Source organism: Adhaeribacter radiodurans (assembly GCF_014075995.1).
Lineage (GTDB): Bacteria > Bacteroidota > Bacteroidia > Cytophagales > Hymenobacteraceae > Adhaeribacter > Adhaeribacter radiodurans.
Genome location: NZ_CP055153.1, coordinates 2501067 through 2527540 on the forward strand (window position 1 = coordinate 2501067; position 26474 = coordinate 2527540).

Annotated in this window: 22 protein-coding genes, 1 tRNA gene and 1 pseudogene; 21 read left to right on the top strand and 3 right to left on the bottom strand. The window is 39.4% G+C overall.

What is annotated here, in order from left to right:
* Nucleotides 1-67 precede the first annotated feature (67 nt).
* The 3 genes from infC (at nucleotide 68) to rplT (ending at nucleotide 1341) form a co-directional block, all read left to right on the top strand.
* Nucleotides 68-619: a translation initiation factor IF-3 gene (gene infC, locus HUW48_RS10310; protein WP_182416340.1), complete on the top strand. Its 552-nt coding sequence runs from the start codon at nucleotides 68-70 to the stop codon at nucleotides 617-619.
* Nucleotides 620-680: 61 nt separating this feature from the next.
* Nucleotides 681-875 (top strand): 50S ribosomal protein L35, encoded by a 195-nt coding sequence (gene rpmI / locus HUW48_RS10315; RefSeq protein WP_106927223.1) that lies wholly within the window; start codon nucleotides 681-683, stop codon nucleotides 873-875.
* A 121-nt stretch (nucleotides 876-996) separates the two neighbouring features.
* On the top strand, nucleotides 997-1341 hold the full coding sequence (gene rplT, locus HUW48_RS10320; RefSeq protein ID WP_182415591.1) for a 50S ribosomal protein L20: 345 nt from the start codon (nucleotides 997-999) through the stop codon (nucleotides 1339-1341).
* Nucleotides 1342-1578: 237 nt separating this feature from the next.
* Here the strand turns inward: rplT and HUW48_RS10325 are convergent.
* A tRNA-Met gene (locus HUW48_RS10325) sits at nucleotides 1579-1652 on the bottom strand.
* Nucleotides 1653-1764: 112 nt separating this feature from the next.
* Here HUW48_RS10325 and HUW48_RS10330 point away from each other — a divergent pair.
* The 8 genes from HUW48_RS10330 (at nucleotide 1765) to bshB1 (ending at nucleotide 10621) form a co-directional block, all read left to right on the top strand.
* The gene (locus HUW48_RS10330) at nucleotides 1765-2160 is read left to right on the top strand and encodes an START-like domain-containing protein (RefSeq protein WP_182415592.1); all 396 of its coding nucleotides are present in this window, start codon (nucleotides 1765-1767) and stop codon (nucleotides 2158-2160) included.
* Nucleotides 2161-2288: 128 nt separating this feature from the next.
* A complete protein-coding gene (locus tag HUW48_RS10335; protein WP_182415593.1) occupies nucleotides 2289-3701 on the top strand; it encodes an LptF/LptG family permease in 1413 nt (470 codons plus the stop codon).
* 106 nt (nucleotides 3702-3807) lie between these two features.
* On the top strand, nucleotides 3808-4083 hold the full coding sequence (rpsO, locus tag HUW48_RS10340; RefSeq protein ID WP_182415594.1) for a 30S ribosomal protein S15: 276 nt from the start codon (nucleotides 3808-3810) through the stop codon (nucleotides 4081-4083).
* Nucleotides 4084-4195: 112 nt separating this feature from the next.
* Nucleotides 4196-6340 (top strand): polyribonucleotide nucleotidyltransferase, encoded by a 2145-nt coding sequence (gene pnp / locus HUW48_RS10345; protein WP_182415595.1) that lies wholly within the window; start codon nucleotides 4196-4198, stop codon nucleotides 6338-6340.
* Between the two features lie 245 nt (nucleotides 6341-6585).
* Nucleotides 6586-7449 carry a sigma-70 family RNA polymerase sigma factor gene (locus tag HUW48_RS10350; RefSeq protein WP_026464485.1) on the top strand — a complete coding sequence of 288 codons (864 nt, stop codon included), beginning with the start codon at nucleotides 6586-6588 and terminating at the stop codon, nucleotides 7447-7449.
* 154 nt (nucleotides 7450-7603) lie between these two features.
* A complete protein-coding gene (gene trxB, locus HUW48_RS10355; protein ID WP_182415596.1) occupies nucleotides 7604-8542 on the top strand; it encodes a thioredoxin-disulfide reductase in 939 nt (312 codons plus the stop codon).
* 311 nt (nucleotides 8543-8853) lie between these two features.
* Nucleotides 8854-9894, top strand: a complete 1041-nt coding sequence (locus HUW48_RS27475; protein WP_182415597.1) for a peptidoglycan DD-metalloendopeptidase family protein — start codon at nucleotides 8854-8856, stop codon at nucleotides 9892-9894.
* Between the two features lie 10 nt (nucleotides 9895-9904).
* The gene (gene bshB1 / locus HUW48_RS10365; protein WP_182415598.1) at nucleotides 9905-10621 is read left to right on the top strand and encodes a bacillithiol biosynthesis deacetylase BshB1; all 717 of its coding nucleotides are present in this window, start codon (nucleotides 9905-9907) and stop codon (nucleotides 10619-10621) included.
* Between the two features lie 109 nt (nucleotides 10622-10730).
* Here bshB1 and accC read toward each other — a convergent pair whose 3' ends face one another.
* Nucleotides 10731-12230 (bottom strand): acetyl-CoA carboxylase biotin carboxylase subunit, encoded by a 1500-nt coding sequence (accC, locus tag HUW48_RS10370; protein ID WP_182415599.1) that lies wholly within the window; start codon nucleotides 12228-12230, stop codon nucleotides 10731-10733.
* Between the two features lie 196 nt (nucleotides 12231-12426).
* On the opposite strand from accC, the gene HUW48_RS10375 reads away from it, so the two are divergent.
* Together HUW48_RS10375 and HUW48_RS10380 are read left to right on the top strand one after the other, a co-directional pair.
* A complete protein-coding gene (locus HUW48_RS10375) occupies nucleotides 12427-13665 on the top strand; it encodes an aminotransferase class I/II-fold pyridoxal phosphate-dependent enzyme (protein ID WP_182415600.1) in 1239 nt (412 codons plus the stop codon).
* 105 nt (nucleotides 13666-13770) lie between these two features.
* A pseudogene (locus HUW48_RS10380) lies at nucleotides 13771-13938 on the top strand (histone H1); the annotation flags it as partial.
* A 340-nt stretch (nucleotides 13939-14278) separates the two neighbouring features.
* On the opposite strand, the gene tyrS reads toward HUW48_RS10380, so the two are convergent.
* Complete coding sequence (tyrS, locus tag HUW48_RS10385) at nucleotides 14279-15586, bottom strand: tyrosine--tRNA ligase (RefSeq protein WP_182415602.1); 1308 nt, start codon at nucleotides 15584-15586, stop codon at nucleotides 14279-14281.
* 145 nt (nucleotides 15587-15731) lie between these two features.
* Here tyrS and holA point away from each other — a divergent pair, with 145 nt between their 5' ends.
* From holA to HUW48_RS10425, 8 genes are all read left to right on the top strand, one after another.
* Nucleotides 15732-16775 carry a DNA polymerase III subunit delta gene (gene holA, locus HUW48_RS10390; protein ID WP_182415603.1) on the top strand — a complete coding sequence of 348 codons (1044 nt, stop codon included), beginning with the start codon at nucleotides 15732-15734 and terminating at the stop codon, nucleotides 16773-16775.
* 189 nt (nucleotides 16776-16964) lie between these two features.
* Complete coding sequence (locus tag HUW48_RS10395) at nucleotides 16965-20036, top strand: tetratricopeptide repeat protein (protein WP_182415604.1); 3072 nt, start codon at nucleotides 16965-16967, stop codon at nucleotides 20034-20036.
* Complete coding sequence (locus HUW48_RS10400) at nucleotides 20036-21721, top strand: TonB-dependent receptor (protein WP_182415605.1); 1686 nt, start codon at nucleotides 20036-20038, stop codon at nucleotides 21719-21721. The genes HUW48_RS10395 and HUW48_RS10400 overlap by 1 nt, the downstream gene beginning before the upstream one ends.
* A gap of 11 nt (nucleotides 21722-21732) precedes the next feature.
* Nucleotides 21733-23166, top strand: coding sequence for an HU domain-containing protein (locus tag HUW48_RS10405; protein WP_182415606.1), 1434 nt, complete (start codon nucleotides 21733-21735; stop codon nucleotides 23164-23166).
* Nucleotide 23167: 1 nt separating this feature from the next.
* Complete coding sequence (locus tag HUW48_RS10410) at nucleotides 23168-23863, top strand: MotA/TolQ/ExbB proton channel family protein (RefSeq protein ID WP_182415607.1); 696 nt, start codon at nucleotides 23168-23170, stop codon at nucleotides 23861-23863.
* A 3-nt stretch (nucleotides 23864-23866) separates the two neighbouring features.
* On the top strand, nucleotides 23867-24268 hold the full coding sequence (locus HUW48_RS10415; protein WP_182415608.1) for an ExbD/TolR family protein: 402 nt from the start codon (nucleotides 23867-23869) through the stop codon (nucleotides 24266-24268).
* A 10-nt stretch (nucleotides 24269-24278) separates the two neighbouring features.
* Entirely contained in the window at nucleotides 24279-25154 is an 876-nt protein-coding gene (locus tag HUW48_RS10420) for an energy transducer TonB (RefSeq protein ID WP_182415609.1), read from the top strand.
* A 27-nt stretch (nucleotides 25155-25181) separates the two neighbouring features.
* Entirely contained in the window at nucleotides 25182-26474 is a 1293-nt protein-coding gene (locus tag HUW48_RS10425; RefSeq protein WP_182415610.1) for a bifunctional folylpolyglutamate synthase/dihydrofolate synthase, read from the top strand.

A 26474-nucleotide genomic window follows, 5' to 3' on the forward strand; every position in this document is an offset into this window, starting at 1 on the left:
AAAATATATTATTTTATGCGATATTCGCACCTTAATTGTAAAATGTTAAACTTAAACGAGTAAAACTATAAATCCTACAAATAAACGCCCCGGACCCAGAGCGGTCGTAGAGGAGCCTTATAAGATAAATAACCGAATTATAGCGCGGGAAGTACGTTTGGTTGGTGATAACATTCAGCCAGGTATTTATTCGCTTACCCAGGCGCAGGCAATTGCCCGGGAGCAAAATCTGGATTTAGTTGAGATTTCGCCCAAAGCAGAACCACCGGTTTGTCGTATTGTAGATTACTCTAAGTTTAAGTACGACATCAAGAAGAAGCAACGGGAATTAAAAGCTAAAACGCAGAAAGTAGTCCAAAAGGAAATACGTTTTGGCCCTAATACAGATGACCACGATTTTGAATTTAAAGTAAAACACGCCAAAGCGTTTTTAGAAGGGGGTGCTAAAGTAAAGGCTTACGTCCATTTTGTGGGCCGCACTATTGTATTTAAAGAACGCGGTGAACTGTTGTTACTTAAGTTTGCCCAGGCTTTAGAAGAATATGCCAAAGTAGAGCAAATGCCTAAGCTGGAAGGAAAACGAATGTTTTTGTTTTTAGCTCCTAAACCAAAAAAATAAATCTGGCTGCAGTATTTGTGCAACTACGTTTAAAAAGAATTTTAACAACTAAATAAATAAAATGCCTAAAGTAAAAACTAAATCTGGTGCTAAAAAGAGATTTTCTCTGACCGGAACGGGCAAAATAAAGCGCAAACACGCTTTTAAAAGCCACATTCTGACAAAGAAAACAACGAAGCAGAAAAGAAGTCTGACTCATGTTGGTTTAGTAAGTGATGCTGACCTGGGACGGGTTAAAGCAATGCTTAACCTTTAATAGAAAATAGCTAACCAGTTTAGATTGGTTAAATAATTTTCTTGTAATTAAATTATTTATCACCCGGGGCCTGGTTTAAAAAGTATTTGTAAAAATCACCACTCTCCAAAAACAGTAAGAAATGCCAAGATCAGTAAACGTCGTTGCTGCCCGACAAAAAAGAAAGCGCATCATGAAGCTGGCAAAAGGTTATTTCGGACGTCGTAAAAACGTTTGGACCGTAGCCAAAAATGCCGTAGAAAAAGGTTTATTATACGCTTACCGCGACAGAAAAGCTAAGAAAAGAGATTTCCGCGGTTTGTGGATTCAACGTATTAATGCGGGTGTCCGGGAATATGGATTATCTTATTCTCAATTTATGGGCAGCCTTAAAAAGGCTAACATTAACTTAAACCGCAAGGTTTTAGCTGATTTAGCCCTGAATCACCCGGAAGCTTTTAGAGGTATTGTTGAGAAAGTTAAATAGTACTTTAAAGAAAGGAAGAAAAGCTTAACCTTGGGTTAAGCTTTTTTTTTGCTTTTTAGTTATTGTTTTCTTTTTAGAAGTTTTCGGTATACATTTAGTAAATAGGAAGTTCTCTAACGGATTTTTACATTCATCTGCAATTTGTTTGCTTTTTGATTAAAAAGTTTAACCGTTAAAAACCTTAAGACGAACCGCTTCGAAATAAAAAAGCCTCTAAACATAAAGTTTAGAGGCTTGTAGCGGGGAGGGGAGTTGAACCCCTGACCTCAGGGTTATGAATCCTGTGCTCTAACCAACTGAGCTACCCCGCCTTGAAATTCGGAGTGCAAATGTAGACATAACAATATTATATAAGCAAGTTTTTAAAATAAAATAATTTGATTTAATTAAAGGAGCGAATTTAATACTACCAGGCTTATGATTATGAGCAAATTTAAGTACACCAATGAATACCCAATCAATGCTTCAGCCCGGATGATTTATCCGTACTTAAGCACTGCCTCTGGTTTAGCCCAATGGTTCTGCCACGATGTTCGGCTAAATGAAGATAAACTATTTAATTTTATTTGGGATAACCAAAATCATTATGCTGAAATGAACAGTCATCGAACGAATAAGTCGGTGCGGTTTGTTTTCTTAAATGATCAGAAGCTCCACGAGCCAGATCCTAATTACATGGATTTTTGCATCGAAACGAGTGAACTTACCCAAGAGCATTATCTTCGAGTAATTGATTATTCCGATGAAACGGACTTAGTGGAATTGAATGAAATGTGGGATGGTTTAATTCAAGGTTTACGGGATATAATTGGCGGTTAAATAACGTTATATACTCGTGAATGCAGAGTGCCTGTTTATGAGTTGCATTTTGCTTTACCCTGTTAAACCTAAATTTACGATTTGTTTTGTATACTATTTTCAAAGGTATACGGAATGATCTTGCTTGTATGAAAAAATTAGATAAGCTTATACTACGCTCTTTTATTGGTCCTTTCTTGTTAACTTTTGCGGTAGTAGAATTTATTTTACTTACCCAATACATGCTAAAATACCTCGATGATTTAGTAGGTAAAGACTTAGGCTTTTTTGTAATTGCGCAGCTTTTAATGTATTTTAGCTTAAACATGGCCCCGGTAGCCTTGCCTTTAGCCGTGCTGATTTCTTCCCTGATGACGTATGGCAATTTAGGCGAACACCACGAATTAACGGCTATTAAAACTTCTGGTATTTCTCTTATTCGTATCCTGCGACCCGTTTTTATTTTTACTTTTTTTCTGAGTATTGCAGCATTCTATTTTAACAATAAAATAGTACCTAAGGCGAATTTAAAAGCCTACAGTTTACTATGGGATATTCGGCAAAAAAAGCCTTCGCTGGATATTCGGGAGAATATATTTTATAATGGCATTCCGGGTTACAGTATAAAAGTAACTGAAAAATTAGGAGATGAAGGCGATATCTTGAAAGGGGTAATGATTTATGATCATTCCAGCGGTAGAGGAAACACCAGCGTTATTATCGCGGATTCCGGTCGGATGTATACCAAATTCAACGACCAGTATTTAGCTTTCGATTTGTTTCGGGGTAAAATTTACGCAGAACAGACTTCTAATACTGGTAATGATAACCAAGCGGGATTTGTTCGCCAGAAATTTACCTCTCAGAAAATGTTATTTAATTTGTCCTCCTTTAACCTCGATCGTACCCGCGAGGATTTGTTTAAAGGTAGCCGGATGATGTTAAATATCAAAGAGCTCCGGCACGTAACCGATTCTTTACAAAAGCAATTAAAGCAGGAACGCAAATTAGTAGCGCCCAACTTAGGCCCTTATTACGCCTATTTTAAAGCAGATTCTCTTAGAAGATTGCAGACGCCAAAGATAACGGCTATTTCTAAAAGGCCTTTACCGGCACCAAACCCTAATATTATTTCTTTGGCTGCCAACAAAGCGCGGAATATAAAAAGCTTTACTACGGCATATACCGAAAAAATGAAAGTAACGTACCGCGAAAGCAATAATTACCAGATTGAGATATTTCGCAAATTTACGCAATCAGCGGCCTGCGTGATTATGTTTCTAATTGGAGCACCATTAGGAGCAATTATAAAGAAAGGTGGCTTAGGAATGCCCGTACTTATCTCTATTTTGTTTTTTATCATCTTCTACGTATTAACCATATTAGGTGAAAAATGGGGGCGCGAAGGTATTGTAATGGTGGGAGCCGGAATGTGGGCTGCTAATTTAATACTGCTTCCTATCGGCTTATTTTTCCTGTTCCAGGCTCGAAACGATTCTAGTTTGTTAGAAATTGATTTTTGGCGCCGTTTAACTTTACGCCTGAAGCGGAATAAATTATAATACCCGGCAATTATAAAGTAAATTATTTTAAATAATCTAAAAAAATACTTACCTTTGCCGCCTAATAGAAACGACAAAGAAAGATATTTTAAGTAAACAATACCCGATGAAATTAACTACCGAAGCGAAACAAGAAATTTTTGAAAAGAACAGCTTACAAAAGTCTAAAACCGAAACAGGTTCTGCTGAATCCCAAATTGCTTTGTTTACTCACCGTATAAATCACTTAACGGAGCATTTGAAAGAAAATAAAAAAGATTTCTCTACCCGTTTAGGTCTATTAAAACTGGTAGGTAAAAGAAGAAGGTTACTCCACTACCTGTCCAACACCGAAATTGAAAGATATCGGGCCATTATCAGCGAATTAGGTATTAGAAAATAAAAAGATTAGGGAATTCAATTTACGGATTCCCTAATCTTTTTTACATGCCCGTTATTTTCAATTTTAAATTTGTTTAAGGGCAAACGGCCCTTTTATGTATTTTCCATAATATATGTCTTATAACGCTATATATAAAACAATAACTTTAACCGATGGCCGGGAGATAACCATTGAAACCGGCAAACTCGCCAAACAAGCCGACGGAGCAGTAGTCGTAAAGATGGGTAATACCATGTTGTTGGCTACCGTGGTTTCGGCGAAAGAAGCCCGGGAAGGCACGGATTTCTTACCTTTATCCGTTGATTATCAAGAAAAATTTGCTTCCTCCGGTAAAATTCCGGGAGGTTTTTTAAAGCGGGAAGCGCGCCTGTCTGACTACGAAATTCTTATTAGCCGGCTAGTCGATCGCGTTCTTCGTCCTATGTTCCCGGAAGATTATCACGCCGATACACAAATTTTAATAAATTTAATTTCAGCTGATACAGATATTTTGCCTGATGCCTTAGCTGGTTTAGCAGCTTCAGCGGCCTTAGCTGTATCGGATATTCCTTTCAACGGACCTATTTCTGAGGTTCGGGTAGCCCGGATTGATGGACAATACGTTATCAATCCTTTAGGATCAGACTTAGTGCGGGCCGACATTGATATTATGGTAGGTGGTTCGGCGGATAGCATTGCCATGGTAGAAGGTGAAATGAGCGAAGTTTCGGAAGAAGAAATGCTCGAAGCTATTCGCGTAGCGCATGATGCTATTAAGATTCAATGCCAGGTTCAGGTGGAATTAGCGCAGGAAGTGGGTAAGTTGCAAAAACGAGAATACTCACACGAAACACACGACCCAGACTTAAAAGAACGTTTGCGTGCTGAATTATACGATAAAGTTTATGCGGTTGCCAGATCAGGTAATAGTGTAAAATCAGAACGTAAAGTTGCTTTCCGGGCGATTATTGATGAATTCATTGCTGCTTTGCCCGAAGAGCACGAAATTAATTTAGGATTACTAAAAACGTATTACCACGACATCGAAAAAGAAGCCGTACGGAACGTAGTTTTAGACGAACGGGTTCGCTTGGATGGACGTAAGTTAGATGAAATTCGGCCTATTTGGTCTGAGATCAATTACTTGCCTTCTACGCATGGCTCCGCCATATTTACCCGTGGCGAAACGCAATCATTAACCACAGTTACTCTGGGAACCAAGCTGGATGAACAAATGATCGATAGCGCTATGTTTTCGGGCTATAACAAATTTATTTTACATTATAATTTCCCTGCTTTTTCAACGGGCGAGGTAAAGCCAAACCGGGGGCCTGGACGGCGCGAAGTTGGCCATGGTAACTTAGCTATGCGGGCTTTGCGCAAAGTATTGCCATCCGAAACCGAAAACCCATATACAATCCGTATTGTTTCTGATATACTGGAATCAAATGGTTCCTCTTCTATGGCTACTGTTTGTGCGGGTTCTTTAGCTTTAATGGATGCCGGCGTAAAAATAAAGAGTGGCGTATCGGGGATTGCTATGGGTTTAATTACCGATAAAGAAAGCGGTAAATTTGCTGTACTATCCGATATCTTAGGCGATGAAGATCACTTAGGCGATATGGACTTTAAAGTAGCTGGTACGAAAGACGGTATTACAGCCTGTCAAATGGATATCAAAGTTCAAGGGCTATCTTTTGAAGTTCTTTCCCAAGCTCTGGCACAAGCCAAAGCGGGACGGATACATATTCTGGGTGAGATGGCTAAAACCATTGCCGAAACTAATCCGGATTATAAGCCGCATACTCCACGCTCTTACAATATTGTTATTGATAAAGAATTTATCGGAGCTATTATTGGACCAGGCGGAAAAGTAGTTCAGCAAATACAAAAAGATACGGGTGCTACCATTGTTATTGAAGAGAAAAACGATAAAGGCCATGTAAATATCTTTGCCAATAACCAACAAGCTATGGATGAAGCCGTAAGTAAAGTAAAGGCTATTGTATCCGTTCCGGAAATTGGGGAAGTATATATTGGTAAGGTAAAATCAATTCAGCCTTATGGTGCTTTTGTTGAGTTTATGCCGGGCAAAGATGGTTTGCTGCATATCTCCGAAGTAAAATGGGAACGCTTGGAATCAATGGATAACGTTTTAGAAATTGGCGAAGAAATAAAAGTAAAACTGGTTGATGTAGATAAAAAAACCGGTAAATTTAAGTTGTCGCGTAAAGTGTTAATACCTAAAGCCGGCGAACAAGCCCAAACAAATTCTTAAAGAATCGAACTTATTCTGGTATAGCGGTGGTTTCCTTTCTGGGGCCACCGTTTTCTGGTTTAACTTAATGCGAGTAGTTCCTTGGCTTAATTCACCTGAAATTTGATTTTAGCTTCATTTAATATTTTTGAAGATTAAGTACTTTATATATTTTCATAAAATATTAGTAAATCTAAATTCATTTTTTAAACATTTTTTGCTGAAAACACTTTAATACCAAATAATAAAATTTACGACATACTCTAATGAGACAACTTAAAATAAGTAAACAAATCACTAACCGCGAGAGTCAGTCGCTGGATAAGTATCTACAAGAAATTGGTAAAGTTGATTTGCTTACTCCTGATGAAGAGGTTACGTTAGCTCAAAGAATAAAAGAGGGCGACCAGTTTGCTCTTGAAAAATTGACCAAAGCTAATTTACGCTTTGTGGTTTCGGTAGCGAAACAGTATCAAAATCAAGGTTTATCTTTAGGCGATTTAATCAACGAAGGTAACTTAGGTTTGATTAAAGCAGCTAAACGTTTTGATGAAACCCGGGGATTTAAATTTATTTCTTACGCCGTTTGGTGGATTCGTCAGTCTATTCTTCAAGCTTTAGCCGAGCAATCCCGGATTGTGCGTTTGCCTTTAAACCGGGTTGGTTCTTTAAACAAAATATCTAAATCTTTTTCGGAGCTTGAACAAAAGTTTGAAAGAGAGCCTTCACCGGAAGAAATTGCGGAAGTACTGGAATTAACAACTTCAGAAGTAGTAGATACTTTAAAAATATCTGGTCGCCACGTTTCTGTGGATGCTCCGTTTGTACAAGGCGAAGAAAACCGTTTATTAGACGTATTAGAAAACGAAGACGAAGAATCGCCGGATACAGGTTTAATGAACGACTCTCTTCGGAAAGAAGTACAGCGGGCCTTATCGACGTTAACCAAACGGGAAGCTGATGTGATAACCTTGTATTTTGGTTTGAATGGCGAACATTCCTTAACCTTAGAAGAAATCGGAGAGAAGTTTAACTTAACCCGGGAGCGCGTACGCCAAATAAAAGAAAAAGCAATTCGTCGCTTACGTCATACCTCTCGTAGCAAAGCTTTGAAGCCATATTTAGGCTAGTTTTTTAAGAATTATTTTAATAAAGCCTTAGCTACATGTTAAGGCTTTTTGCTTTTAAAGCTGTTAGGTTTTATCAATGCGAGGTTAGAACAAATACTGTTTGAATTGTTATTATTTTGTAGTTTTGCCCCGCATTTGATTATTCTTTATATAAATGGAAGAAGAAAAAGTAAAATTATTAATTATAGGTTCTGGTCCGGCCGGTTACACTGCTGCTATTTATGCGGCTCGGGCGGGCTTAAATCCAGTGATGTACCAGGGCTTACAACCTGGCGGACAACTTACTATTACAAACGATGTAGAAAATTATCCGGGTTATCCGCAAGGAATTAATGGCCCCCAAATGATGGAAGATTTTCGTACGCAAGCAGAACGGTTCGGTACCGATATTCGCTACGGTATTGCCACAGATGTAGATTTTTCCGGAAAGCCGCATAAAGTTGTTATTGATGATTCGAAATCAATTTTAGCGGATGCTGTTATTTTAGCAACCGGCGCATCGGCTAAGTGGCTGGGAATAGAATCGGAGGCTCGCTTAAATGGCAGTGGCGTATCGGCTTGCGCTGTGTGCGATGGGTTCTTTTACCGGGGGCAGGATGTAGCTATTGTAGGAGCGGGAGATACTGCATGTGAAGAGGCTACTTACCTAGCTAACTTATGCAGCAAAGTGTATATGATTGTTCGAAAAAGCGAAATGCGTGCTTCCTTAATTATGCAGGAACGCGTAAAGAAAACCCATAACATTGAATTAATATATAACTCAGTTACCGACGAAATTTTAGGCGAGCATACCGTGGATGGAGTCAGAATTAAAGACGTAGTTAACGGGGAATATCGGGTTTTAGATGTAAAAGGCTTTTTTGTGGCTATTGGGCATCAACCTAATTCTGATATTTTTAAAAAATTTATTAACCACGATGCTAATGGTTATTTAAAAACAATTCCGGGTACTTCGCAGACGAACGTAGACGGGGTATTTGCCTGCGGCGATGTTCAGGATTATGTATACCGGCAAGCAGTTACCGCAGCGGGTTCCGGCTGTATGGCAGCTTTGGATGCAGAACGTTATTTAGTAGCCAATGAATTACATTAAAAGTAAGTAATCATCAGAAGTTAGTTCTGGTTTAAATTACTATATTTTTAATATTAACTTTCTATACGAGTGGCAACTGGCGCGTATTTTCGGATGTCCTGTTTCTATTAGGGGAGAAGTTAAAATGGTAATATGTTTTAAAGTATTCTAATTACCACTTAAGCGAAACTGGTTACTAATTCTATAATAAAAAAGGTCTGAAAGTAATAAGAGGTAATGAATAGCTATCTCACAATAAAAATGGCAGTAATGAGGTTTATTTAAGAGTCATCTGAATACTACCTAACGTTACTGCTAAACTTCAAGCACGAATGTTTTCAATTAAATCTGCTTTAACTTACTATATAACCATATTGCTTCTTTTGTTAAGTGTTAGCGAAGGCTGGGCACAGAAGAAAAAATCAAAGGATTTTTTTAAAATTAAAACCCCTAAGATTCAATATGTAAAGCCGGATACCACTACTTTAATCGAGTACCAGGAATTTCCTGATGAGAAATCGGAAGCCAGCAAATCCGTATTTAGCCCGGCCAGAAAACTATCTATTGTTAGCGAAGATACTACTACTCTGGATTTGGGGGAACAAAGTATTGTAGAAATGTCGGAAGAAGTACTGATTGATTCTTCCTGGATTAAAATAGCAGGCTATTATGCCATTTGGGATACCCGCAGCGTGAATCCATATCGCATGGATGGTCGCCAGATAAAAGAGGCTATTCCAATAAAACTGATTGATGAAGCCCGTAATCGGTTTAGTAAAATGCCACTCGAGACCACCCCGATAACTTCTGATTTTGGTTTCAGAGGTTACCGTTGGCACTATGGTACTGATTTGGATCTGGATACCGGGGATTCTATTTTAGCTGCCTTTGATGGGGTGGTGCGTATTGCAACCTGGGATGGGGGAGGTTACGGTAATTACGTAGTAGTGCGGCATTACAATGGTTTAGAAACTTTGTATGGCCATATGAGTAAAAGCTTGGTTAAAGTGGGACAATTTGTTAAAGCTGGTCAGCTCCTAGGTAAAGGTGGCAGTACTGGTCGCAGCACCGGGCCGCATTTACATTATGAAGTACGTTATCAAGGTAATCCCATAGATCCGGAAAGATTATATGATTTTCCGGAATATAAGTTACTTCAAAATGATTTTGTGATAACATCAGCTTTATTCAATTACTATAATTCTGTCAAAAAACATAAAGCCCGCCGAACCGTTTACCATACTGTCCGGCGGGGAGAAGTTTTAGGTTCTATTGCCCGTAAATACGGGATTTCAGTGTCCCAACTTACGCGGTTAAATCATATATCTGCCCGAACTACTATTCGGGCCGGGCGTAGGCTGCGCGTTAAATAAAATAGTAAATATGAAATTAGATATTCTTGCTTTTTCCTCTCATCCGGATGATATTGAACTGTCTTGCGCCGGAACGATTATTTCTCATGTAAAGGCCGGAAAAAAGGTAGGTATTGTAGATTTAACCAAAGGTGAATTAGGTACCCGCGGAACTCCCGCTATTAGAGAGGCGGAAGCTGCAGCAGCAACTACTATTATGGGGCTGCACGTAAGGGAAAACCTGGGGTTTGCCGATGGATTTTTTCGTAACGATCGGGAGCATCAGTTAGAAGTAGTTAAAATGCTGCGGCGTTACCAACCTGAAATTGTAATTGCCAATGCTGTTACCGACCGCCACCCGGATCATGGGAGAGGAAGCATTTTGGTTTCGGAAGCATGTTTTTTAGCAGGTTTGAAACAAATTCAAACTGAAGATGAAAATACAACGCAAGTGGCCTGGCGCCCAAAGGCAGTTTACCATTACATACAAGACCGCCTTTTGGTACCTGACTTTGTAGTAGATATTACTCCTTATTGGAATATTAAACTGGAAGCCATTAAGGCTTTTAAATCCCAGTTTTATGATCCTACTAATTCGGAGCCTAATACTTATATTTCCAACCCCGATTTTTTAGATTTCATTGAAGCCCGTAGTCGCGAAATGGGTCATTTAATTGGCACAACATACGGCGAAGGTTTTACTAAAGAAAGGCACCTTGGGGTACGTAGCTTATTCGATTTAATATAATACTAAATCGAATAAGCTTTAAAAGCATACCACCTACTAGCTGATAAATAATTCAAAGAATTAATTTAAGTTCTAGTCTACTCGTTAGTACTTACAGGTATTCTTGTTTCTAACGTACCCTGTTTTTTTTCCAATTAGAAGTTACGGGAGAAGAATTATTTGTGGTGGTAACGGTTTTAGGCTTAGCTGTTTCATACAGCCAGGCGGTTAAAGCAGCAGCCACCTGCTCCGCCGCTGGATTAGCCGGAGCTTGTAAATCTTCGGGCTTAAAATAATGTTCAATAAATTTCGTATCGAAATTACCCGATATAAAAGCCGGATGTTGCAGTACAAATTTGCCAAACTCCAGCGTATTTTCGACACCAGTAATTTTATACTCGTCAATGGCGCGCAACATTTTAGCAATTGCTTCTTGTCGGTTAGCCCCAAAAGTAACTAGTTTGGCAATCATAGGATCGTAGTAGATGGGAATGTCCATTCCTTGTTCAAAGCCATCATCCACGCGCACACCTAAACCTTGCGGACGTTTATAGGTGGTTAAATTTCCAATATCCGGTAAAAAATTATTTTGTGGGTCCTCGGCATAAATCCGCAGTTCTAAAGCATGCCCGTTAATTTTTAAATCTTCCTGTTTAAAAGATAAGGGCTGGCATTCGGCAATTTTTATTTGTTCTTTCACCAGATCCAAACCCGTAATTTGCTCGGTAACCGGATGCTCTACCTGCAAGCGGGTATTCATTTCCAAAAAGTAAAAATAATTATTCTCATCTAACAAGAACTCAACGGTGCCGGCTCCCACATAGTCACAAGCTTTGGCTACGTTAACCGCGCACTGGCCCATTTCTGCGCGTAATTCAGGTGTTAGCACACTCGAAGGAGCTTCTTCAATAACTTTTTGGTGTCGCCGTTGAATAGAACATTCCCGTTCAAATAAATGCACAATGTTGCCGTGCGTATCACCTAAAACCTGAATTTCTATGTGCCGGGGCGAGCCAATATATTTTTCAATAAACACCGAACCGTCACCAAAAGCCGACGTTGCTTCACTTACCGCAAGCTGCATTTGTTGCTCAAAGCTACTTACCTCCGAAACAATACGCATACCTTTGCCGCCTCCGCCAGCGCTGGCTTTTATTAAAATGGGGAAACCTACTTCTTGCGCTACTCTTTTGGCCGCTTCAACATCGGTAATGGCTTCTTCGGTGCCGGGCACCATGGGGATGTTATATCTTGCTACCGCTGCTTTGGCAGCTAGTTTACTGCCCATTAGTTCAATAGCGGCAGGAGTAGGGCCAATAAAAATAATTCCAGCATCCTGAACAGCTTGCGCAAAATCCGCATTTTCAGATAAAAACCCGTACCCCGGATGAATGGCATCTACCTGCAACTGGTGGCAAACTTGAATAATTTTATCTCCCCGCAAGTAAGACTCGGCGGATTTTGCTTTTCCTACACAAATAGCTTCGTCGGCATATTGCACGTGTAATGCATTACGGTCGGCTTCGCTGTAAATGGCTACCGTTTTCAGGCCCATTTCCCGGGCCGACCGCATCACGCGTAAAGCAATTTCGCCTCTGTTAGCTACTAAAATTTTATTTATTTTTCTCATGCCGCTGTGTACAATTTGGCTTTAATAACGTAATCTCTACTAAGCTTATAGTATTACTAATTATATTATTCCCGTCAATTATTAAAATTGTTTATAAAACATTTAAATCCTAAATTTGCCGGGGTTTAGTGACCGGTAACTTGCCGGTTGAATTTAAAGATTAATTTGTTTTTTCCATCACTTAATACAAGACAGAGTGGATTTATTTGATAAACTGTTAGCCAACCGAGGACCATTAGGCAGCCATTCACATTACGCACACGGTTATTTTACATTTCCTAAATTAGAAGGAGAGATTGCTCCCCGTATGTTATTTCGGGGTAAACCGGTGCTTACCTGGAGTTTAAATAATTATTTAGGTTTAGCCAACCACCCGCAGGTTCGTAAGGTGGATGCGGAAGCCGCCGCTGAATGGGGTATGGCTTACCCAATGGGGGCTCGGATTATGTCGGGTAATTCTAATTTACACGAGCAATTGGAAGCAGAATTAGCCGATTTTGTAATGAAGCCAGATGCTTTATTGCTGAATTTTGGTTACCAGGGCGTAGTGTCCATTATTGATGCCTTAGTAAGTCGCCACGATGTAATTGTGTACGACGCAGAATCGCACGCCTGTATTATAGATGGAGTAAGATTGCACCAGGGGAAACGCTTTGTGTATACGCACAATAATATGGAAAACCTGGAAAAGCAATTACAACGAGCTACCCGTTTAGCCAGCGAAACCGGAGGTGCCATTTTAGTAATTACCGAAGGTGTTTTTGGAATGTCGGGTAATTTAGGTAATCTTCCGGCGATTATAGCTCTGAAAGAAAAATACAAATTCCGTTTGTTTGTAGATGATGCGCATGGATTTGGTACTCAGGGTAAAACCGGCGCCGGTACCGGCGAGCATTTTGGGATACAGGACGGAATTGACGTTTACTTTTCTACTTTCGCTAAATCTATGGCCAGCATAGGTGCTTTTGTGGCAGGTCCGGAGCAGGTAATAGAATATTTGCGCTATAATATGCGTTCGCAAATATTTGCGAAATCGTTACCGATGCCTTTGGTAGTAGGAGCAATTAAAAGATTAGAATTACTTCGGAGTAAACCGGAGTTAAAAGATAAACTTTGGGAAATTACCAATGCCTTACAGGATGGTTTACGGGAAAAAGGCTTTAATATAGGTACTACCCAATCCTGCGTTACTCCGGTTATTTTAAAAGGCCAGATTCCGGATGCTACCCAACTTACTTTAGACTTGCGTGAAAATTATAGTATTTTTTGTTCTATAGTTGTATATCCGGTGGTGCCTAAAGATGTTATCATGCTTCGATTAATCCCAACTGCCGCGCATACTTTGGAAGATGTAAAGGAAACTATTGAAGCTTTTGAACGAATTTCAGAGAAGTTGGACAAAGGTCTGTATTCAAAATCAGCTTTAACTGTCTAGAACTTACGAAAAATATTATAAAAAGCCCCTTTTTTTTGCTTCGTATTGAATATTGTGTATATTAGAGCGATCAAATATTTATGTTCCACAACTAATAAAACTCTAATGAACAAGTTTAGCAGTGTTAAAGACTTAGTAATGTCTTTGGAGAGCGATTTCGAAAAGTTCTACGAAAAAGGAAATTCAGCAGCTGGTACCCGGGTAAGAAAAGGGATGCAAGACCTGAAAAACCTTGCTCAAGACCTTAGAAAAGAGGTACAAGACATGAAGAACAATGCGGCTGGTGGCTCTGAGGAGAATGCTGGTGCTAAAAAAAGCACTTCAAAGGCTAAAAAGTAATTCAAGAACTTTCCACACCAACCAACAAAAAAAGTGGCCCTCACAGGACCACTTTTTTTGCTTTAATATGTTTACAAATTGCAGGTTAAAAGTTACATTGGAATAACTTTTTATAAGTAAAAAGATATAAGTACAAGATATTAAATGTTAGATTTTTTGTAAATAAATGATTGTATATCAATATTATATTACATCAATCCAAACAACCAGTATAGTAAACTGATTTAGCCTAGTTACTTAATTAAGAAACTTGCAACCTGCAACCAAAAATTAACTACTCCACTGCCACCAAGTAGTAGTTCTTTTTACCTTTTTGAATAACTAAATATTTACCTTGCAGAAGCTCAAAATTTAAATCTGTAGCAGAAGCAGCTACTTTATCGCGGTTAATACTTACCCCACCATTCTGCAGCATGCGTTTCGCTTCGCCTCTTGATTCAAATATTTGAAAATGAGTAGTATCTGCTAAAAACTCTACTACAGAACCAGCTTCTTGGTAAGATTGTTTCGAAACTTTTATAAGTGGTACACCTTCAAAAACCGCTAAAAGTAAATCTTCAGATAAGGCGCGTAATGCGCTAATATCTCCTTTGCCAAATAAAACTTCTGAGGCCTGAATAGCAGCTAAATAATCTTCTTCGGTATGCACCCGGGTAGTTACATCTTTTGCCAGCGCTTTTTGCAAAGTACGCAAATGAGGCGCTTCGTTGTGCTGCGTAATTAAAGTGTCAATTTCTTCCTGCGGCAATAAGGTGTAAACTTTAATCAGCTTTTGGGCTTCATCATCCGCTAAGTTTAACCAAAACTGATAGAATTTGTAAGGTGAAGTTAAGTTGGGATCCAGCCAAATATTACCTCCTTCGGATTTCCCAAATTTAGTACCATCAGATTTAGTAACTAATTTCCCTACTAAAGCATACGCTTTTCCACCATCTATCCGCCGGATTAATTCGGTGCCAGTAGTTATATTGCCCCATTGATCAGAAGCACCCATTTGCAACCGCACATTTTTGTGCTTGTACAAATGGTAATAATCATACCCTTGCAATAACTGGTACGAAAACTCCGTAAAAGACAAGCCTTCGGCCCGGCCTTCACCTTCTTCATCAACTTGTATCCGCTTTTGTACCGATTCTTTTTTCATCATGTAATTTACGGTGAGGTGTTTGCCAACATCCCGCAAAAAGCCCAGAAAATTAAATTCTTTGAACCAGTCGTAATTGTTTACCATTTCAGCCGAGTTAGGTCCACAGTTAAAATCTAAAAATTTTTCTAACTGATTCCGGATTCCATCCTGATTTTGGCGAAGGGTATCTTCGGAGAGCAAATTGCGTTCAGCGGACTTACCCGAAGGATCGCCAATCATGCCGGTGGCACCACCTACTAAGGCAATAGGTTTATGGCCAAAACGTTGTAAATGCACCAGCAACATAATGGTGGCTAAATTACCAATGTGCAAAGAGGCAGCCGTAGGATCAAAGCCAACGTAACCGGTAGTCATTTCTTTGGTAAGTTGTTCTTCGGTGCCTGGCATAGCATCATGAAACATGCCGCGCCATTTTAATTCTTGTACTAGATTCATGTAAGAGCCTTCCATTATATGGTGAATAGGTATAATCTCAGATTAAAAATTACTTAGGTAAGAACTTTATTATAAAAGTAATTTTCGGGCGCAAAGATATCAGTTGTTCCTTGTTCCTTGTTACTGCTTCCCATATTTTTGTTAAATGACGGCCGAGGAAATACTACAAAAGTTAAAAAATAAGCAGTATGCCCCTGTTTATTTTTTGCAAGGTGAAGAACCTTATTTTATTGATTTAATCTCTAATTACATTGAACAGCATGCTTTAGCCGAAAGCGAAAAAGGTTTTAATCAAGTGATTTTATACGGCAAAGATGTGGATATCAGCACTATTTTACTGCAAGCCAAACGTTACCCCATGATGTCGGAGCGCTCGGTGGTAATCGTGAAAGAAGCCCAATCCATTGTAGATATTGATCGTGAGGCGGGCATGAAGCAATTCGAGGCGTATCTGCAAAATCCTTTGCCTTCTACCATTCTGGTTTTTTGCTACAAGCTAAAAGTGCTGGATGGGCGTAAGTCATTAGCCAAAGCAGTAAACAAACATGCCGTTTTGCTTACTACTAAGAAGTTATACGAGAACCAGGTGCCCACTTGGATTACCGGATACGTAAAATCAAAAAATTTACAAATTCAACCAAAGGCAACCTTAATGTTAAGTGAATATATTGGGGCAGATATTTCGCGTTTGGCAAATGAAATTGATAAACTCGCCCTTAACTTAAAACCGGAGCAAACCATCGATGAGCGGATGGTGCAGGAAAATGTGGGTATTAGTAAAGAATACAATATTTTTGAACTGCAAACAGCACTTATTCAGGGCAATGTTTTAAAAGCTAATCGTATTATTCAGTACTTCGAAGCCAATCCTAAAAACAACCCCATCATACCCAATTTAACGTTACTCTTTTCTTTTTTTACTAAATTATTGTGCCTGCACGCTTCTCCGGATAAATCTGAGGCAGCAATTAGTAAAAGCTTAGGCAATCGTAGCTTTTTGGTAAAAGAGTACCAGCAAGCCATGCGAACGTTTACTTATTATCGTACGGCTCAGATTATTCACTTTATTAGAGTGGCCGATTTGCAGAGTAAAGGCATTGAAGGAGGAAATATGACGGACGGCGAAATAATGCAGGAATTAGTTTTTAAGATTTTACATCCCATGCCGGAAGAAATACTCGCTTATTAAATAATATTTGTAAAATTTAATATTCAGGTAAAATTTATGTGATTGCTTGCCGTTATTATTCCACAACCAAAAGGCCGCTTTTATATAACAGCTCTACCGGAATATAAAAAAATGCTGCGCCGCTTTGCCGGTTTTTATTAATTTTGATTTTTTAATTGCGCCGCGCCGGATTTAACCGGTTCTTTTACCATGAGAAAACTCCATTCTTTATTAATAACATCTGCCCTTTTGGGAAGTGCTTCCTTTGCTGAAGCCCAACATACGCAGGTTTTTTCCCACCCAGATCATTACTATCAGGAAGGACTTGAGTTGTTTGACCGGGAGAAATATGGCGCTGCCCAACAAGCATTTGCCCAATACGTCAGTCTTATCGGGGATAATACCAAAACCATTGATGCCCAATATTATTATGCTTTAAGTGGTTTGTACTTAATGCACGCCAATTCCGAGAAATTAATTTTAGATTTTGCAGCCAATTATCCGGCGCATCCTAAAGCCTCCGTAGCTTACATGGAATTGGGTAAGTTCTATTTTAATAAAAAAGATTACGAGAAATCAATTGAATATTTAGAGAAAACTCCTTCCGCTAGCCTGAATGATAAGCAAATGCGGGAAGCAGAATTTAAATTAGCGTATTCTTATTTTGCCCAAAAACAATTCGACAAAGCCAAAGTACTTTTCGATCGGAACAAAACGGGTGATCATAACTACGTGTACGCGGCTAATTATTACGCTGGTTATTTATCGTACCGGAATGCTGATTATGCCAAAGCAAAAAAAGACTTACAAGTAGCGGAGCAAAATGAAGCCTATAAGCAAATTGTGCCTTATATGCTCACCGAAATTTATTATAAAGAAGGTAATACAGACGAAGTAATCTCCTACGGCGAGCGGGTGCTCAAACAACAGCCGGAACCTCAGAATGCAGATGAAATTAGAATTTTAGTAGGAGATGGCTATTATAAGAAAAACAATTATAAAAAAGCACTTACTTATTTTAACGAGTACGCTAAGGGTAAAAAGAAATTAGATCATACGGTTACTTATAAGTTAGGCTACGCCAATTACAAAACCGGTGATTACAAAAACGCTGTTCAATATTTTCAGCCGGTTGCGTCGCAGAAAGAAGTTTTAGGACAAAATGCGGCCTATCATTTAGGGTTAAGTTACATAAAAGAAGAAAATAAGCAATTTGCTATGGCGGCCTTTGACCAAGCGCGCCGGGTAAATTTTGACTTGCCCGTTACTGAAGCGGCTACGCTTAAATACGCCCAATTAAATTATGAGAATGGCAATTTCAACGAATCAATAAATGCTTTAGGTGAATTCCGGAAGAAATTTCCCCAATCAAAGTTAATTTCGGAAGCCGACGATATTTTAAGTGAATCGTATTTAAATACCAGTAATTACGGGGATGCGGTTCGGCACATTGAGTCTTTAAGTAATCGTTCATCGCGCATTAACGAAACCTATCAGCGGGTTACTTATTTCCAGGCCGTACAATTATTTAACGATGGACGTTTTCAGGAAGCTTTAACCGCTCTGAATAAGTCGTTGGAACATAAATACGATAGCGAAATCCGGGCGGCTAGCTTTTTCTTAAAAGGCGAAGCTCAATCCATTGCGCAGTTGTGGGACGAAGCTATAGCGAGTTACGGAGCCGTTTTTAAAACCTCCAACGCTTCTAAAACCGATTATTACATTAAATCCCGTTATGGAATTGGGTACGCTTATTACAATACCCAGCAGTACGATAAAGCTTTACCGCATTTTAGAACTTTCATCAGCGATGCAGGAGCGCAGGCTAATAATTCTAATATTAACGATGCTACCATTCGTTTAGCCGATTGCTATTATATTCAGAAAAACTACAGCCAGGCTTTAGCCTTGTACGATAAAGTCATCGAGCTAAAAGCTGCTGATGCCGATTTTGCTTATTTCCAGAAAGGCGTAATTTATGGTATTCAGGGCAAACGGGAACAGGCTGTTGAAAGCCTGCGCACTCTGGTAGCCAACTACCCACGTTCGCAATATGCCGACGAAGCCGCTTACCAACGGGCTTTAATTGATTTTGAAGCAGGGAACTATGCGCCGTCTATAACGGGTTTCTCTAACTTGATTAATACCAGACCCGATAGCCGTTTAATACCGAATGCCTTACATAAACGCGGAGTAGCTTATTCCAACTTAAATAAACCTACCGAAGCTTTAGCTGATTTTAAACGCATATTAAACGATTATCCTTCTTCTAAAGTAGCACAAAACGCTTTGTATAGTTTGCAGGAAGTATTGGCAGCCACTAATCAGAGCGAAGAATTTGATGTTTATCTGGCCCGATTCAAGGCAGCTAATCCACAAAACGGTGCCTTAGAAAGCGTAGAGTTTGAAGCAGCTAAATCCCTGTACCTTGGTGGAAAATATGAACCTGCTATTCCGCGCCTGGAAACTTATTTAAAATCTTACCCAACCAGCCCGTACGCTCCGGAAGCCCGCTACTTTTTAGCCGATGCTTACTTAAAAAATAACGATAAAGAGGCCGCTTTAGCCACCTTTAAAGAAGTGGTAGCTGAAAGTAAATCCGAATATCTAAGCCGTGCCATTTACCGGACGGCCGAAATTGAATTCGAAAATAAGAATTATCCGGAAGCCATTACTTACTATAACCGGCTACACGAAACAGCTACCAGCAAGAAAGATCAATCCAATGCCTTAATGGGTTTAATGCGAAGTTATTTTTTAACGAACGATTATACCAATACCAGTAAAATTGCTGATGAATTAATTGCCCAAGGAAATGCTTCTTTAAATGCGTACAATTCTGCGCTTTTATTCAAAGGTAAAGCTTCTTACGCAGCCGGAAATTTAGAACAAGCTCTTAATGAATTATCTACCACCGTAGGTTCTGCCACCGATGCAAACGGAGCTGAGGCGCAGTATTTAGTAGGTGAAATCCATTATAAACAAAAGAAATACAAAGAATCGCTGAACGATTTATTTAAAATTAGCAGCAATTACTCGGCTTATGAATATTGGCTCGGTAAAGCCTTTATTTTAATTGCCGATAATTATACTGCTACTAACGAATTATTTCAGGCAAAAGCTACCTTAAATTCTGTAATCGAAAATTCCCCGAACCAGGAGATTGTACAAGAAGCTAAAGCTAAATTGGCCGCTCTTGAACCCGGTGCCAACACCAGCCTGAAAAAAGAAGATTCTACAAAAACTGATTTAACTAACGTTCTGACGGATTCTATTAAATAATGAAAAATAAAAAAATGAAGACGGCGGGCTTAGCATTATTAGCTGGAATTTGTACCTTGATTGCCTCACCCGTCTGGGCACAAAAAAATACAGGTAAGCTAGAAGATGCTGAAATTGTAGTAGAAAAAAGCCGGGTTAATGAATTACCCGAAGCGAGCCGGAATTTTGAAAAGTTTAAAGTAGATCCGCCGCAGAAAAAACCAACGGCCGTATCGTATAAATTTACGGACTACAAACTTGCCCAGCAGGACCTTAACCTGAACATGCGCGTGTTAACCATTAAGCCGGAAGACCAAACTCCGCTTCCTGGTAATTACTTAAAATTAGGTTATGGGAATTATGGCACTCCGTACGTAAAAGGTTATTTCCATAATAACCGCGATGAGCAGTATTCGTACGGTGCCAATATTAGCCATATTTCATCTTCAAAAGGACCTGTTCCAAATTCCGGGGTAAGCAATAGCAGCATTGGCCTAAACGGCGAATCGTACACTAATGGCTTAACTATTGGAGGTAAGTTTAACTACGGACACGATAAGTATAACTTCTACGGATATTCTCCTTTAGATGAGAGTGTTAAAGAAGATTCAATTAAGCAATTGTTTAACCGTATTTCGCTCCAAGGTTATCTAAATAATAAGAATACTGAAAGCCCTTTGCAGTACCAGGCAGGCGTAGGTGTTTCTATTTTCCGGGACAACTTTGAGGCGCGGGAAAGTAATGTCGCCATTAATTTAGGCGCAACTTATGCTTTATCGGCTATTTCCCGGTTTAGCCTTAATGCCGATTTTTCGGGCATTTCTTACCAGGACTCCAGCAAAACTACCCGCGGATTTTTTAAATTAAAACCGGCCTACGAAGTAGATGGTGATCGGTTTGACTACAGTGTAGGCGTGAATTTGGCATATACCGGCGATAAGGTAAATGATGCAAAAAAAATGAATATTTATCCGGTATTAAAAATAGCTTATGAAGTAGCCGATGATAAATTAGTTTTATTCGGAAATTTATCCGGCGATTTGCAGCGCACGTCTTTGTACCAATTAACTCAGGAAAATCCTTACCTGAATAGTAATTTACAAATTGCCGATGTAAATAAGGCACTGGATGTAAACGGTGGTTTAACGGGTAACATTAGTAAAAATTTAAGTTTTACGGCCCGGGTGTCTTATTTAAGCTATCGTAACTTATACTTCTTTAATAATGCCGCTTCCGATTCTTCCCGTTTCGATATTTTTTATGATAATGATAACACGAATGTGTTAACCTTTTTTGGCGAACTGGTATTTAATCAATCCGAAAAGTTACGTTTAGGTGCCCGTACAGAATACAATAAGTACAAAACGGCAAGTTTAGCCAAGCCATTTCACCGTCCCGCCACCCAGGCTAGTTTTTTTGGAACGTATAATATTTACAATAAGCTCTTCTTTAACGGCGAACTTTACTATATTAGCAGCTCCTACGGCAGTATTGCCCGAACTAATTCGGATAATACAACTGTTTCCCGGATACTGAAAAAAACAGACAACATAGTAGATTTAAATCTTAAAGCTGATTACCGGTTCTCAGATAAGTTTTCGACTTTCGTGATGCTGAATAATATTTTAAATAAGAAATACGAGCGTTATGTGAACTATCCTACAAAAGGACTTAATGTAATTGGTGGTATTTCGTATTCTTTCTAAAAGCCTAGCTTATGGTATTAGAACATATTCAAAAATTGTTGTTTGACCATGACTGCGTGATTATGCCCGATTTTGGCGGCCTGATAACGCATTATGAGCCAGCAAAAATTCATCCCATTCGTCATACATTTTTGCCACCGGCTAAGCGCGTTGCCTTTAACGAAAAGTTAAAGCTGAACGATGGCTTACTAATTAGTACCCTGGCTTACAATTATAAATTAAGCGCGGAAGAAGCCCAGTTGCAGGTAATGCATTTTGTGCACGAATTACAACGGGAGCTGAATCAAAACCGTCGGTTTGATTTACAAGGAATTGGCATTTTCCGGTTAAATGAAGAAAGTAAAGTTATTTTTGAATACGTAGAAAATGAAAATTACTTAAGTGATTCTTTTGGCTTGCCCGAGCTTATTTCTAAACCAATAATAGCTTCTGAGCCGGTTATTCTCCGGACTTTGTTAAAAGATCAATCAGTTAAATCTAAAAAAGGTTTCCGGAATAAAGTTCGCCAGTATTACCGGGCGGCGGCAGCCTTAATGATTGGAGGGGTTGTAGTAACCGGTCTTTATTTACTTTCTTTACAGACCGACTATAATATAAGCGCCATTAATCCTATTACCTTATTTCAACCAACCAGCGAAACAATCTCTACTTTAAAAGAACCAGTTAATGTAGATGATTCTTCCACTATCGATAACACTGTTGTTGATTTAACTACGGATGACACCAACCTGGGTTCTTATGAAGATTCACCTTCAAGCACGGATTCAGATATTATAATTGCATCCACTTCGGCAAGTTCTGCCAACAAGGAAATAGGAGAAGTAAATACTACGCCTGAAAAGAGTTTAGAAGAAGTAAAAACGGATAATGCGGAAGAGAAAAACCAAAAAGTTCTTAAAAAAGTAAGTATTGCTCCCGGTGAAGCGGTTCTTATTTCGGCGAGAGCGAGCGCAACAAAAAACTCTCCGGCCAAAGCTCCTCAAAAAGTTAATACTTCCACTGAACCCGTCGAGGTTAAACGTAATTTTAGCATTGACGAAATTAATGCGGCTTTAGGTAAAGAAGCCACTGGTTCTAAATCAGAATCGACCAACACCGTTAAATCAACCGCAACCGCAAGTACAACTACTCCAAAAGTAAATCCTCCTGCCAAAGTAACGGAACGGAAAGAAAGTACCGCAAAAGCAAATATCCCGGCTACAATTAATACTACATCGGAGCGTTTCTACATTATTGTAAACGGATACTCTAATTATGAGAGTGCCGAACGTAACCGGAAAATAATTGCGAAAAAGGGTAGGCCGGGCAAGATTATTGCCCCGTTTGGAGATGCCAAACTTTATCGGATTGCTATTGCAGAATACACTTCCCGGGAGCAGGCATTGCAAAACTTACCGGCATTAAAAAATAAATACGGAAATACTATCTGGATACTTAAACGTTAACATGAATTCTTTTCTCTTACAAATTTCCACCACTGCCACCGATTCTTTAAACAATGTAGCAACTGCGGCCGCAACCGTAGATCCTGAATTATCGCTTATTGATTTGCTTTTTAAAGGCGGTTGGGTAATGATCCCGATTCTAATTCTTTCTATTATCTCTATTTACATTATGGCCGAACGCTACGTGGCCATTAAAAGAGCTTCGCAAAACCCGGATTCATTCATGAATCAGGTAAAAGGGTTAATTCTGCGCCACGATTTGCAGGGAGCTTTGTTGCTTTGCGGTCAAACCCGTACACCCATTGCCCGCATGATTGAAAAAGGTATTAAGCGGATTGGCCAACCATTAAAAGATATTGAAACCTCAATCGAAAATGTTGGAAAACTGGAAGTAACTAAACTGGAAAAGAACATTAGTATTCTGGGTATTATAGCCGGTATTGCTCCCATGTTAGGTTTTATTGGAACCATTATCGGCGTAATTAAAATATTTTATGCTATTTCGGCTTCCGGAGATTTTGGTATTGCCCAGATTTCGGGTGGTTTGTACACTAAAATGGTTACCTCGGCGGCTGGTTTAATTGTGGGTATTATAGCGCACGTTGGTTATCATTATTTAAGCTTGATGGTAGATCGGGTAGTTTTTAAAATGGAGAATAACGCCATTGAATTTACCGATTTATTACAGGAGAATTAAAATATGCAATTACGCGGTCGTAGGAGGGTGACCTCGCACGTAGAAACGGGTTCCATGAACGACATCATGTTTTTCCTGATGTTGTTTTTCCTTATTGTTTCTACCATGGTGAACCCCAATGTAATTAAACTTTTGTTACCTAGTGCCAACAGCGGTAAATCTGTAACAAAACAACAAATAAATTTATCGGTAAACGAAAAAGGAGAATACTATATCAACAAAAGCTTGATTTCTCCGGAAAATTTAGAACAGGAATTGGGAGCGGTGGTAGCCGGTATAGCTGAGCCAACAGTTGTTTTACGGGTTGATGCGACTTTAAACGTACAAACTTTGGTGGATATTCTGGAGGTAGGTAATAAATTAAAGATTAAAATGATTATGGCGACTCAAACGCCAAAAGGTTAGGGGAAAGGCTATGACCGTAAATGAACAGGATTATCGAAAATACGGCTTGTTAGTTACCTTACTGTTTCACGGTGGACTAATAGCTTTATTTTTCTTTATAATATTACGGCAACCGCAACCGCCGTTATCCGGTGGCGAGGGAATTGTTCTTAATTATGGCGTAGATGCAGAAGGTTTTGGAGATGTGCAAACTACAGCTCCTGCCAACGAATCCAAAAATACCGAAGATAGCCGGCCTGCTCCGGCTAGCCCTGCTAAAGCGGCGCAACCCGAAATAAAGCCAGAACCGGTAAAAGAAGAGGTAGAAGAAAAATTACTTACTACTACTGAAGAAAGTCCGGTGAACGTTAAAGTAATAGAGAAACCGCAGCCAAAAGTTATTGAAAAACCTAAAGAGGAAATAAAGGTCGAGGAAAAACCAAAAGCCCTTTATCCGGGTAAATCCAAAGCTACCAATGGTACTGGAAATGGGGATGCCGGGTCCAGCAATGCGGCCACGGGTAATAACAACGGTGACCGCCCCGGAAAGGTTGGGGATCAGGGCGACTCGAATGGGTCATTAAACTCGAAGGCATTATATGGTAAACCTGGAACAGGATCCGGGGGAAGTGGCTCCGGTTCATTAAACATGCCGGGCTGGGGTTACGACCGTGAACCACGACCGAACGATACCTCCAGTGAAACCGGAGAATTAGTTTTCCGCATCAAAATTGACGAAGATGGCCAAGTGGAATCTGTAGTGAAAGTAAGCGGCAACGTTTCACCGGCTTTAGAAAAATTATACCGCGATGAAGTATATCGATCTACTTTTACGCGTACTAATTCTAGTGCAGCGGCTAATGTGGGAGCTACCGGAACAATTCGGTTTATTATCCGGGCAAAGTAACATCAACTATTCAACTAAGTTTCGGGCATGACTTATCCGGAATGTCTTTCTTATTTATACCAGCACTTGCCGATGTTTCACCGCGTCGGCAATATTGCTTTTAATAAAGGCTTAGAAAATATTGAAAGCCTGTGTCTTGTATTAGATAATCCGCAGCATAACTTTAAGTCGGTACATGTGGCCGGCACTAACGGAAAGGGTAGTTCTTCGAACATGTTAGCGGCTGTTTTACAGCAGGCCGGTTATAAAACCGGGCTATATACTTCTCCCCATTTAAAAGAATTTACCGAACGAATTAAAATTAACGGCAAGGATATACCGCAGGAGTACGTTGTAGCTTTTGTAGAAAATAATAAAGAATTATTTGCCCGGATTAAACCTTCCTTTTTTGAAATGACGGTTGCCTTGGCATTTAAATACTTTGCCGATGAACAAGTGGATATTGCTATTGTAGAGGTTGGTTTAGGTGGCCGGTTAGACTCTACCAATATTATAACCCCATTGGTTTCCCTTATTACCAACATCAGCCTCGACCATCAAAGTTTATTAGGCGATGACTTACCCAGCATTGCTTTGGAAAAGGCTGGTATAATTAAACCTAACGTACCGGTTGTAATCAGCAAAACGCAACCGGAGGTGAGTGAAGTTTTTATTAAAAAGGCTGCTGAAGTGGATGCAACTATTTTATTTGCTGATCAACAGTATCAAATTCATTTTAACCATCGAACTTTTAGGAAACAGTACTTCCAGGTAAGAGAAAATGGACGGGTATTATGGGAAGATCTGGAACTGGATTTAATGGGAAATTATCAGCGTGATAATTTACCAGGAGTATTGGCTACAGTGGATATTTTACAAGAGAAAGGTTACGATATTAGCGAAAAAAATCTTAAAGACGGGCTTTCTCACGTACACAGCATAACTGGGTTTAAAGGACGCTGGCAAATATTACAGGATAATCCATTGATTATTTGCGATACCGGACATAATCCGGATGGTATAAAGCAAGTATTAGCTCAGTTGGAAACTACAACCAACAAGTTGGTTCATTTTGTGTTTGGAGCGGTAAAGGATAAAGACGTAAGTGAAATTCTGCAGCTTTTACCCAAACATTACCGGTATTATTTTTGTCAGGCGCAAATTCCTAGAGCTTTACCGGTAGATGAGCTAATGAAATTAGCAGATGAAGCAGGATTGAAAGGGGAGCCTTTTTTAACCGTGAGTGATGCTGTTAAAGCTGCAAAAATTAATGTTAAAGAAAACGAAGTTATATTTATTGGCGGCAGTACGTTTGTCGTCGCTGAAATAGAAGAATTATAA

What these genes read in the sequence shown, in the direction of transcription:
- rpmI (WP_106927223.1), top strand. Translation starts at nt 681, where the DNA reads ATGCCTAAAGTAAAAACTAAATCTGGTGCTAAAAAGAGATTTTCTCTG.
- rplT (WP_182415591.1), top strand. Translation starts at nt 997, where the DNA reads ATGCCAAGATCAGTAAACGTCGTTGCTGCCCGACAAAAAAGAAAGCGC.
- HUW48_RS10330 (WP_182415592.1), top strand. Translation starts at nt 1,765, where the DNA reads ATGAGCAAATTTAAGTACACCAATGAATACCCAATCAATGCTTCAGCC.
- HUW48_RS10335 (WP_182415593.1), top strand. Translation starts at nt 2,289, where the DNA reads ATGAAAAAATTAGATAAGCTTATACTACGCTCTTTTATTGGTCCTTTC.
- rpsO (WP_182415594.1), top strand. Translation starts at nt 3,808, where the DNA reads ATGAAATTAACTACCGAAGCGAAACAAGAAATTTTTGAAAAGAACAGC.
- pnp (WP_182415595.1), top strand. Translation starts at nt 4,196, where the DNA reads ATGTCTTATAACGCTATATATAAAACAATAACTTTAACCGATGGCCGG.
- HUW48_RS10350 (WP_026464485.1), top strand. Translation starts at nt 6,586, where the DNA reads ATGAGACAACTTAAAATAAGTAAACAAATCACTAACCGCGAGAGTCAG.
- trxB (WP_182415596.1), top strand. Translation starts at nt 7,604, where the DNA reads ATGGAAGAAGAAAAAGTAAAATTATTAATTATAGGTTCTGGTCCGGCC.
- HUW48_RS27475 (WP_182415597.1), top strand. Translation starts at nt 8,854, where the DNA reads ATGTTTTCAATTAAATCTGCTTTAACTTACTATATAACCATATTGCTT.
- bshB1 (WP_182415598.1), top strand. Translation starts at nt 9,905, where the DNA reads ATGAAATTAGATATTCTTGCTTTTTCCTCTCATCCGGATGATATTGAA.
- accC (WP_182415599.1), bottom strand. Translation starts at nt 12,230, where the DNA reads ATGAGAAAAATAAATAAAATTTTAGTAGCTAACAGAGGCGAAATTGCT.
- tyrS (WP_182415602.1), bottom strand. Translation starts at nt 15,586, where the DNA reads ATGAATCTAGTACAAGAATTAAAATGGCGCGGCATGTTTCATGATGCT.
- holA (WP_182415603.1), top strand. Translation starts at nt 15,732, where the DNA reads ATGACGGCCGAGGAAATACTACAAAAGTTAAAAAATAAGCAGTATGCC.
- HUW48_RS10395 (WP_182415604.1), top strand. Translation starts at nt 16,965, where the DNA reads ATGAGAAAACTCCATTCTTTATTAATAACATCTGCCCTTTTGGGAAGT.
- HUW48_RS10400 (WP_182415605.1), top strand. Translation starts at nt 20,036, where the DNA reads ATGAAAAATAAAAAAATGAAGACGGCGGGCTTAGCATTATTAGCTGGA.
- HUW48_RS10405 (WP_182415606.1), top strand. Translation starts at nt 21,733, where the DNA reads ATGGTATTAGAACATATTCAAAAATTGTTGTTTGACCATGACTGCGTG.
- HUW48_RS10410 (WP_182415607.1), top strand. Translation starts at nt 23,168, where the DNA reads ATGAATTCTTTTCTCTTACAAATTTCCACCACTGCCACCGATTCTTTA.
- HUW48_RS10415 (WP_182415608.1), top strand. Translation starts at nt 23,867, where the DNA reads ATGCAATTACGCGGTCGTAGGAGGGTGACCTCGCACGTAGAAACGGGT.
- HUW48_RS10420 (WP_182415609.1), top strand. Translation starts at nt 24,279, where the DNA reads ATGACCGTAAATGAACAGGATTATCGAAAATACGGCTTGTTAGTTACC.
- HUW48_RS10425 (WP_182415610.1), top strand. Translation starts at nt 25,182, where the DNA reads ATGACTTATCCGGAATGTCTTTCTTATTTATACCAGCACTTGCCGATG.